Source organism: Streptomyces sp. NPDC058221, assembly GCF_042882365.1.
Classification (GTDB): Bacteria; Actinomycetota; Actinomycetes; order Streptomycetales; family Streptomycetaceae; genus Streptomyces.
This window is the reverse complement of the sequence record NZ_JBHVWF010000099.1, coordinates 23,539-31,483: the sequence shown is the minus strand read 5'-3', so window position 1 is coordinate 31,483 and position 7,945 is coordinate 23,539. Positions and strand designations below refer to the sequence as shown.

The following is a 7,945-nucleotide window of genomic DNA, read 5'->3' as shown; positions in this document are numbered from 1 at the left end:
CCACCGTTTTGGTCGCCGGCGGGCCCATGGAGTCCCTTTCGCACTGACCGGCCAGCCCGCAACAACCTAAAGCCCCCCGGGGTCCTGTGACAGGACCCGGGGCGACGTGGTTATCGGACCTGCGGGTGCATCCGCGACATCAGATCGCACCATGGCTCATCCTCCGGCGGCGCATGACGTACATGCCTCCGCCGAGGGCCGCCGAGGCGACCAGACCCGCGCCGACACCCATCTCGGCCGGACCAGCGGCCATCGAGCCACCGAGACCGCCCTGGGCGCCCCGGCTGTTGAGGACGGTGAAGCGGTGGCCGGCCGTCCGGTCGGTGCCGTCACAGCGCACCGTCAGGTTGTAGGAGCCCGGCGTCGCGTCGTTGAGGATCCGGACCCTGGCGTGACCGATCCGGCCCGCCGAAAGCCTCGTGGTCCGGAAGGCGTTGGACGAGACGCTGCCGCCTCGACCGCAGCCCTCTGCACTGACCTGCATGGCCGCGCCCTGGTGGACGCGCTCGGGGTCGACGGTCACGTTGTTCGGCCCGTTGGGGCGGCTGTTGCCGTTCCCGTTGCCGTTGCCGTTCCCGTTGCCGTTGCCGTTGCCGTTGCCGTTGTTCCAGTCGCCCTGGTTGTTCCAGTCGTTCTGGCTGTTCCCGTTGTTCTGACCGTTCCCGACGTCTCCACCAGCTGCTGCCATCGGGGCACCGAGCCCGAGAGCGGCGACGGCGGTCGCGGCGACAACGAGAGCGCGTGTAGCACGCATCGTTCGAACCTCCAGCGGGAAGCGTCCCCGGAGCTCTGTGCACCGGGATGATCGACGAGAACGCCTCCCATGACGAACCCTCACCAGATCCTTGATCCACCGCATTTCGGCACTGCTCCACCCCGGTGATCCGACACACCGTGTGCGCACCCGTCGAACTGATGGATCCGCAGGTCACAGACCGTCAGAACTTTTATCTCCGCACTACTCCGATAAGCAGCCGCCCCCGTGGCCGCCACCCGTTCGCCCTTCCCTGATCGCCGCCCGGCCGACCCGCGCCTAGCGTTCCCCTCGTCGCGACGAAGGGAGAACCATGGGCCGGGACAGCTGGCGCCCCGAACGGATCAGACACTCGCCGTGGGGCGCGCTCGCCCTCGTGATGCTCACCGGTATCGCACTGATGCGGAACGGCGCGGACCTCTCGCCCGGACCGCCTCAGCCGGTCGCCGCCACCTCGGTCGACCACAAGAAGGACGCTCCGCCCGCACCGGTGGCGGGTCCTGCCGTGAAGCCGCTGGCGTACGCCCCCGTCGACCGCGTCTCCATCCCCTCGATCCAGGTCGACGCACCGGTCGTGGACGTGAACCTGGACCCGGACGGCTGGATCGAGACACCGCCCCCGCAGGATCCGAATCTCGCGGGCTGGTACCAGAACGGCATCGCACCGGGGCAGCTCGGCACCTCCGTCGTCGTCGGCCATGTCGACAACATGGCGGGACCGGCCGTCTTCTACGGTCTGGGCTCACTGAAGAAGGGCAACCGCATCGAGATCTCCCGCAGCGACGACCGGGTCGCCGTGTTCGAGGTCTACGGCGTCGAGGTGTTCGCCAAGAACGACTTCCCCGGCGCCCGGGTGTACGGCGACACCGGCAAGGCGGAGCTGCGGGTCATCACCTGCGGAGGCGGGTTCACGAAGGCCAACGGCTACGACGGCAACGTCGTGGTCTTCGCCCGGCTGGTCGGGACCCGCTGACCAACACCGCCGGAGCTCGGCCGCCCCGTGCCGGGCAGCACTGCCGGGGGCGCGGGACAGCCCCCGGCAGCAGCCGCCGCACACCTCAACGACGCTGCGGCACCGTCAGCCGGTACCCGTCGTCCAGCAGCTCCGGCAGGTAGCGGCCCAGCGCGGCCACGCTCTGCGAACGGTTGCCGCCTGCGTCGTGCGAGAGCACCACCACGCCGGGCGCCGCCCCCTCCCTGACCCGGTGGACGATCGTGTCGGTGCCGGGGACCGTCCAGTCCAGCGTATCCACCGTCCAGGCCATCGGCTCCATGCCCATGGCCGCGCCGATTTCGAAGGAGTTGCGGTTCCAGGCCCCGTAGGGCGCCCGGTACCAGAGCGGCGCGGCACCGGTGATCTTCTCGATCACGTCGCTCGTACGGCCCAGTTCGTCCGTGATGCCCGCCCGGGAGAGCTTGGTGACCAGCGGGTGCGTCCACGAGTGATTGCCGACGGTGTGTCCGTCGTCGGAGATCCTGCGCACCAGGTCCTGGTTGTCGTTGGCCATCTCCCCGCAGAGGAAGAACATCGCCCGGACGTCGTGCCTGCGCAGCGTGTCCAGGACGTGCGGGGTGTAGAGCGGGTCCGGGCCGTCGTCGAAGGTCAGCACCATCGCATGGCCGATGTCGGGCAGCCTCTCGAACGGCCGGGTGCGGACCGGGGGCTTCGCGGGGCGGTAGTGGGGCGGGGTGTGGGCGGTCATGGGACTCAGACGATAGGACAGCGGCTTGGTACGCACGGCCGCCTGCGGACCTGCGGCGACAGTCGACGGCTGCGCGGGGCGCCGGACGGGGGTGCCTGCGGTGTCGGCGGCGAGCAGACGCACGACCGTGGCCGCTCCCAGCCCGGCGGCCAGCCCCAGCAGTGTTCTGCGCATCGGCAGCCTCTGATCATTTTTCATGACCAACTGCTCGCACGTCCGCACTCCCACCGTCCTCAACGACACCGGTTGCGCCGGGTTTTGCACCCAATGGGGGGAGCCGGTCCGCGGCATCCGGCAGCGCCGCGCCGGAGCGGCCGGGAACCCGGACGGGCGGCCGCCACGGGAGCGGATAGCCTCACTGCCGTGACAGACCAGCAGCCTCACCAGTTCGAACGTGGCACAGACGGCCCCAAAGTGATCGTCGCGGGCCTCGACGGTTCCGAATCCTCCATGCGAGCGGCGGCCTATGCCGCCGGTCTCGCCCGTCGGCAGAGGGCCATGCTCGCCCTCGTCTATGTACAGCCCGTGCTGCCCGCGGGTGCCGCGCTCGGTGCGCCGGTCGGCGACACGACCGGAGAGGTGGCGGAGGGCCTGGTGAACGAGATCCGGGAGTCGACCGAGCGGATGAAGGACATATGGGATGTCCGCTGGGAGTTCCACACCTTCCGTGGTGATCCGTACAACGGGCTGGTGACCGCGGCGGACGAGCTGAAGGCCGACGCCGTGGTGGTGGGCGCTTCGGAGTCTGCGGGACACCGTTTCATCGGTTCGGTGGCCGTCCGCCTCGTCAAGGCGGGACGCTGGCCCGTCACCGTCGTCCCGTAAACAAAGCGCGTCGCGCCGCCGCCTGCCCGTGCGGGACGCGCCCCGGGCACCGCGCTCCCCGCCCGGGCCGGCACCGCCCGACCGCTCACCGCACCATTCGCCGCTCCGTGCGACCGCTCGTCGCACAGGGCGGCGTTTGTCCTGTTGCCCCGGGCGCGAATGCGTTCGTATACGCCAGTCAGCAGCGAGGCGGCAGGGACCTCCGCGGGGAAGGGCGTTCACCATGACCACGACGACGACCGATGAGCGGGCCCTCGCGGATCTGCAGCGTGAGCACGGTGCGGCCCTGTTCCACTTTCTGCTGGGTCTGACCTTCGGCGACCGGCAGCGGGCCGAGGATCTGCTCCAGGAGACGCTGGTGCGCGCCTGGCAGCATCCGGAGGCCTTCGACGGCCCGTACGAGTCGATGCGGCCCTGGCTCTTCACCGTGGGGCGCCGGCTCGCGATCGACGCCCGCAGGTCACGGCTGGCCCGGCCGGCCGAGGTGGGCGACGCCGTGCTGGAGAGCGCACCGGACGGGGAGGACACCGCGGAGGCCGCGGTGGCCGCGCTCGATGTGCGCGAGGCGGTGCGCACCCTCAGCCCGGAGCACCGGGCGGTGCTGGTGCAGATCTACTTCCGCGGGCTGAGCGTGGGCGAGACGGCCGAGGCACTCGGAATACCGGCCGGCACCGTCAAGTCCCGTTCGTACTACGCGCTGCGACTGCTCTCCCGCAGTCTGCCCGGTTACTCCAGCAGGTCCTCCTCGCTGAGCAGCGGCAGCAGGGCCGCGGCCTCCGCCAGCGCCACGTAGTCGGCGGCGCAGCGGTCGCAGCTCTGCAGATGGCGGGAGACACTCCGCGCCTCCGGAGCCGGGAGCGCGTCCAGCACGTAGGCTCCGAGCAACTGCCGCATATGCGGTCCCTCCCCGGGGTCGGCGGTCATCGCAACCTCATGTCTGTGACGGATCGGGTCCGACGGATCCTGTCCTTCTGGCCACGCGGGGCGCGCTCCCCCGGTTCAATGCTGCGTGTAGGGCCGTACCGAGAACGGAATGGGGCGAGAGGCGGATGCGTCCGGAACGTCAAGACGGATCCAGTGGCGGCGGGCTGCTGATCCCGATGGCCTGGATGTACGCGGAGTACGTCGCCGACGAACTGCTGCGGACCGGTGAGCTGATGGAGCCGGCGACCCTGGAGTACCGGGCGGGCCGCGATGCGCTCGCCCTCACCGTGTTCCTCTCCGACGGGGCGGTGGCCGACTCCCTGCCCGCCGCCCGGGTCGACGAGCTGCGGCTGCTGACCGCGTACGGGGCCCCGTGGCGCGGCTGGGTCTGTGCGCGGCTCGACGCGCTGGAGGCCTCGGGTGACGCCGGTCCGGACCTCGCGCTGGCCCGGGCGGCCTGGCGGTGGCTGGAGGACACCGAGCTGCTGGCGGCCGATCTCGACGCGATCGGGCCGCCGCCCAGGGAGCCCGACGGCCCGCAGGACCCGGAGGCGGAGGGGGCGGCTGCCCAGGTGTGGACGCCTGCCTGGCAGCTGGGGCTGCCGCTGGGGCACCTCTCGATCCACCTGTACTGAGCGGCGCCACCTGAACTGGGGCCTTCACCCGCCGAGGCGCCTTCGCCTCATGGCCCGCGTGCCGGCCGCCCCTTCAGGATCCGTGCACCCCGGCGCGGTACTTCGGCAGCCGCACCGTGATCCGCATTCCGGCACCGATGCCCGTCTCGATGACGAGCCCGTAGTCGTCCCCGTACACCTGGCGCAGCCGTTCGTCCACGTTGAGCAGGCCGACTCCGGTGGACTTGCCGCCCTCGCCGCGCAGGATGTGGCGCAGCCGTTCCGGGTCCATGCCGATTCCGTCGTCCTCGATGACGACCTCGGCCTCCGAACCGGCGTCCAGGGCGCTGATGGTGATGCGGCTGGAGGTGACCGCTCCTTCGAGTCCGTGTTTGACGGCGTTCTCGACGAGCGGCTGGAGGCAGAGGAACGGCAGGGCGACGGGCAGCACCTCGGGGGCGACCTGGAGGGTGACCGCGAGCCGTTCACCGAAGCGTGCCCGGACCAGGGCCAGGTACTGGTCGATGGAGTGCAGTTCGTCGGCGAGGGTGGTGAAGTCGCCGTGGCTGCGGAACGAGTAGCGGGTGAAGTCGGCGAACTCCAGAAGGAGTTCACGTGCCTGCTCGGGGTCGGTGCGGACGAACGAGGCGATGGCGGCCAGTGAGTTGAAGATGAAGTGCGGGGAGATCTGCGCGCGCAGGGCCCTGATCTCGGCCTCGATGAGCTGGGTGCGCGAGCGGTCGAGTTCGGCGAGTTCCAGCTGTACGCAGACCCAGCGGGCGACCTCGCCTGCGGCCCTGGCCAGTACCGCCGACTCCCGCGGGGCGTAGGCGATCAGGGCTCCGAGGACCCGGTGGTCGACGGTGAGCGGCACGGCGACGGCCCACCGCAGTGGGCAGTCCAGATCGTCGCAGTCACTGCGGAAGGCTGTGTCGCGGCCGCTGGCGAGCAGCTCGCGCACCTCCTCCATGACGTGCCGGCCGTGATGGTCGCCCTCCCCGTCCCAGACCAGGACCCGCTCGCGGTCGGTGAGGCACAGGGCGTCGGTGCCGAGCAGTGAGCGCAGCCGGCGGGCGGACTTGCGGGCGCTGTCCTCGGTGAGTCCGGCGCGCAGCGGGGGCGCTGCCAGGGAGGCGGTGTGCAGGGTCTCGAAGGTGGCGTGCTCGACGGGCGTGCCGACGTCGCTGGTGCGGACGGGGCGGGCGGTGCGCCGCCCCAGCAGCAGGCCCCCGCCGAACAGCAGCAGGGCGAGAAGCACGATGACGGCGTATCCGGCCCCGGTCACCGGTGCCTCCCCGATGTGAGCGCTTCGGGCAGGTGGAAGCGGGTCATGGCGGCGTTCGTGCCGGCGGGTATCCGGCCCGGGGTGGCGAGCGAGACCAGGATCATGGCGAGGAAGCCGACGGGTACGGACCAGACGGCGGGCCAGGCGAGCAGGGCGTGCGGCCAGCCGGGCGGGCGCACCGCGCCGCTGACGGTGATCGCGACGGAGAGCAGTGCGGAACCGCCGCCGAGGAGCAGACCGGCTACGGCGCCGGGCGGGGTGAGCCGGCGCCACCAGATCCCGAGGACCAGCAGCGGGCAGAAGGACGACGCCGACACGGCGAACGCCATCCCCACCGAGTCGGCGACCGGCACCCGGCTGACCACCAGTGAGCCGGCCAGCGGGACGGAGATGGCGAGGACCGTGGCAAGCCTGAAGTGCCGTACGCCGCGCGAGGGCAGGACATCCTGGGTGATGACACCGGCGACGGCCATCGTCAGACCGGACGCGGTGGACAGGAACGCGGCGAAGGCCCCGCCGGCGATGAGTGCGCCGAGCAGGTCGCCGCCGAGGCCGCCGATGACCCGGCCGGGCAGCAGCAGCACGGCGGCATCCGCGTCGCCGCCCTGGATGAGCTCGGGGGCGTACAGCCTGCCGAGGGCTCCGTAGACGGGCGGCAGCAGGTAGAAGACGCCGATCAGGGCGAGAACGGCGACGGTGGTGCGCCGGGCGTCGCGGCCGTTGGGGCTGGTGTAGAAGCGGACGACGACGTGCGGCAGCCCCATGGTGCCGAGGAAGGTCGCGACGATGAGGCCGTAGGTGGCGTACAGCGGGTGGTCGGCGCGGAAGACGGACAGCTGCTCGTCGAAGGTGACCCGGGGCCGTCCGTCGCCCTGCCAGGCCAGGACCAGGAAGAGAGCGGGGACCAGGAGCGCGGTCAGCTTCAGCCAGTACTGGAAGACCTGGACGAAGGTGATGGAGCGCATGCCTCCCGCGGCGACGGCGACAACGACCACGGAGGCGACCAGGACGTCGCCGAGCCAGCCCGGCGCCCCCGTCAGGATCTTCAGGGTGAGCCCGGCGCCCTGGAGCTGTGGCACGAGGTAGAGCCAGCCGGCACCGACGACGAGCACGCTGACGAGCCGCCGCACCTGACGGGATTCGAGCCGTCCCTCGGCGAAGTCGGGCAGCGTGTACGCCCCGGAGCGGCGCAGCGGCGCGGCGACGAAGACCAGCAGCACCAGGTAGCCGGCGGTGTAACCCACCGGGTACCAGAGCATGTCGGGCCCGTGCACCAGCACGAGTCCGGCGATGCCGAGGAAGGAGGCGGCCGAGAGGTATTCGCCGCTGATCGCGGCCGCGTTGAGGCGTGGCCGTACGGTGCGCGAGGCGACATAGAAGTCTGATGTGGTGCGGGAGATCCGCAGCCCGAACCCGCCGACGAGGACGGTGGCGAGGACGACGGCGGTGACGGCCGTCACCGCGTACGCGCGGCTCACTGTGCGGGGCGGCCTTCCACGAGCCGCGCGAAGTCGTGCTCGTTGCGCTCGGCCCGGCGCACGTACCACCAGGCGATCAGGGTGAGCGGCGGGTAGGCGGCGAAGCCGAGGACGGCCCAGACCACGGCGTCGCTGCGCAGCGCCTCGAAGACCAGCGGCAGGGTTGCGGCGACGGCCGCGAGGACGGCGAAGGCGGTGAGCCCCGCGCGCAGTTGGCTACGCATCAACGAGCGTACGTAGGCACCGCCCAGCGCGGTCTGCTCGTCGATCTCCGACTGGGTGCGGTAGCGCGGCAGCGGACGCACCCGCCGGGGCTCCCCCGTCACCACTTCACGCCGGGGCGTTGACTCTGCGGACATGGG

Annotated in this window: 10 protein-coding genes; 4 read left to right on the top strand and 6 right to left on the bottom strand. The window is 71.3% G+C overall.

Features of this window, described 5'->3' with window-relative positions; translation table 11 throughout:
• Positions 1–139: 139 nt before the first annotated feature.
• The gene (locus ACFVW8_RS26940; RefSeq protein WP_389694330.1) at positions 140–754 is read right to left on the bottom strand and encodes a hypothetical protein; all 615 of its coding nucleotides are present in this window, start codon (positions 752–754) and stop codon (positions 140–142) included.
• 313 nt (positions 755–1,067) lie between these two features.
• Between ACFVW8_RS26940 and ACFVW8_RS26935 the strand changes: the two genes are divergently transcribed.
• Positions 1,068–1,727 carry a class F sortase gene (locus tag ACFVW8_RS26935; RefSeq protein WP_389694328.1) on the top strand — a complete coding sequence of 220 codons (660 nt, stop codon included), beginning with the start codon at positions 1,068–1,070 and terminating at the stop codon, positions 1,725–1,727.
• Between the two features lie 85 nt (positions 1,728–1,812).
• Here the strand turns inward: ACFVW8_RS26935 and ACFVW8_RS26930 are convergent, their stop codons facing one another.
• Positions 1,813–2,655, bottom strand: a complete 843-nt coding sequence (locus tag ACFVW8_RS26930; RefSeq protein WP_389694326.1) for a polysaccharide deacetylase family protein — start codon at positions 2,653–2,655, stop codon at positions 1,813–1,815.
• A gap of 165 nt (positions 2,656–2,820) precedes the next feature.
• Here ACFVW8_RS26930 and ACFVW8_RS26925 point away from each other — a divergent pair, with 165 nt between their 5' ends.
• Together ACFVW8_RS26925 and ACFVW8_RS26920 are read left to right on the top strand one after the other, a co-directional pair.
• Entirely contained in the window at positions 2,821–3,282 is a 462-nt protein-coding gene (locus tag ACFVW8_RS26925; RefSeq protein ID WP_024491783.1) for a universal stress protein, read from the top strand.
• A gap of 223 nt (positions 3,283–3,505) precedes the next feature.
• Positions 3,506–4,075, top strand: coding sequence for a sigma-70 family RNA polymerase sigma factor (locus tag ACFVW8_RS26920; RefSeq protein WP_389694324.1), 570 nt, complete (start codon positions 3,506–3,508; stop codon positions 4,073–4,075).
• Here ACFVW8_RS26920 and ACFVW8_RS26915 read toward each other — a convergent pair.
• Positions 4,009–4,206: a zf-HC2 domain-containing protein gene (locus ACFVW8_RS26915; protein WP_389694322.1), complete on the bottom strand. Its 198-nt coding sequence runs from the start codon at positions 4,204–4,206 to the stop codon at positions 4,009–4,011. The genes ACFVW8_RS26920 and ACFVW8_RS26915 overlap by 67 nt on opposite strands.
• A 125-nt stretch (positions 4,207–4,331) precedes the next feature.
• Here ACFVW8_RS26915 and ACFVW8_RS26910 point away from each other — a divergent pair, with 125 nt between their 5' ends.
• Positions 4,332–4,841: a hypothetical protein gene (locus tag ACFVW8_RS26910; RefSeq protein ID WP_389694320.1), complete on the top strand. Its 510-nt coding sequence runs from the start codon at positions 4,332–4,334 to the stop codon at positions 4,839–4,841.
• Between the two features lie 73 nt (positions 4,842–4,914).
• Here ACFVW8_RS26910 and ACFVW8_RS26905 read toward each other — a convergent pair whose 3' ends face one another.
• The 3 genes from ACFVW8_RS26905 to ACFVW8_RS26895 are packed head-to-tail and all read right to left on the bottom strand — an operon-like array spanning position 4,915 to position 7,942.
• Positions 4,915–6,105, bottom strand: a complete 1,191-nt coding sequence (locus ACFVW8_RS26905) for a sensor histidine kinase (RefSeq protein ID WP_389694318.1) — start codon at positions 6,103–6,105, stop codon at positions 4,915–4,917.
• Positions 6,102–7,583, bottom strand: coding sequence for a cation acetate symporter (locus ACFVW8_RS26900; RefSeq protein ID WP_389694316.1), 1,482 nt, complete (start codon positions 7,581–7,583; stop codon positions 6,102–6,104). Before ACFVW8_RS26900 ends, ACFVW8_RS26905 begins: the two co-directional genes overlap by 4 nt.
• Positions 7,580–7,942, bottom strand: coding sequence for a hypothetical protein (locus ACFVW8_RS26895; protein WP_389694314.1), 363 nt, complete (start codon positions 7,940–7,942; stop codon positions 7,580–7,582). The genes ACFVW8_RS26900 and ACFVW8_RS26895 overlap by 4 nt, the downstream gene beginning before the upstream one ends.
• Positions 7,943–7,945 lie beyond the last annotated feature (3 nt).

Coding starts and splice junctions, on each gene's coding strand:
- ACFVW8_RS26940 (WP_389694330.1), bottom strand. CDS start 754: ATGCGTGCTACACGCGCTCTCGTTGTCGCCGCGACCGCCGTCGCCGCT.
- ACFVW8_RS26935 (WP_389694328.1), top strand. CDS start 1,068: ATGGGCCGGGACAGCTGGCGCCCCGAACGGATCAGACACTCGCCGTGG.
- ACFVW8_RS26930 (WP_389694326.1), bottom strand. CDS start 2,655: ATGAAAAATGATCAGAGGCTGCCGATGCGCAGAACACTGCTGGGGCTG.
- ACFVW8_RS26920 (WP_389694324.1), top strand. CDS start 3,506: ATGACCACGACGACGACCGATGAGCGGGCCCTCGCGGATCTGCAGCGT.
- ACFVW8_RS26915 (WP_389694322.1), bottom strand. CDS start 4,206: ATGACCGCCGACCCCGGGGAGGGACCGCATATGCGGCAGTTGCTCGGA.
- ACFVW8_RS26910 (WP_389694320.1), top strand. CDS start 4,332: ATGCGTCCGGAACGTCAAGACGGATCCAGTGGCGGCGGGCTGCTGATC.
- ACFVW8_RS26895 (WP_389694314.1), bottom strand. CDS start 7,942: ATGTCCGCAGAGTCAACGCCCCGGCGTGAAGTGGTGACGGGGGAGCCC.